This is a genomic window from Staphylococcus sp. HMSC056G08 (genome assembly GCF_001812305.1).
Classification (GTDB): domain Bacteria; phylum Bacillota; class Bacilli; order Staphylococcales; family Staphylococcaceae; genus Staphylococcus; species Staphylococcus simulans.
The window spans coordinates 1-365 of record NZ_KV808494.1 but is presented as its reverse complement, the minus strand read 5'-3'; the positions used below and the strand labels follow the sequence as shown (position 1 = coordinate 365).

2 tRNA genes are annotated in these 365 nt (G+C 41.4%); both read left to right on the top strand.

Going from position 1 to position 365, the window contains the following annotated elements:
* Positions 1 to 68: 68 nt before the first annotated feature.
* Positions 69 to 143 (top strand) — tRNA-Gly (locus HMPREF2846_RS14420).
* Between the two features lie 6 nt (positions 144 to 149).
* Positions 150 to 234 (top strand) — tRNA-Leu (locus tag HMPREF2846_RS08525).
* Positions 235 to 365 lie beyond the last annotated feature (131 nt).

Here is a 365-nt window from a genome sequence, read left to right as displayed (position 1 = left end):
AGAACACGTTCCTTCCCGGAACGAGGTATAGGTGTAAATCCTATTTTCCGCTCCATTTTTTATTTTATGCGGGAGTAGTTCAACTCTTAGAACACGTTCCTTCCCGGAATGAGGTATAGGTGTAAATCCTATCTTCCGCTCCATATTATGCCGGCGTGGCGGAATTGGCAGACGCGCGGGACTCAAAATCCCGTTCCAGCTGATGGAGTGCCGGTTCGATCCCGGCCGCCGGTACTGAAATAGAAACATTTTTAATGTTTTAAGAGTAGAATTCTTGATATATCAAGGTTTCTACTCTTTTTTTATATACTAAGTAACGTTTAAATATATAATTGGCTCTATACTATTTAGGACTGGTGATAATC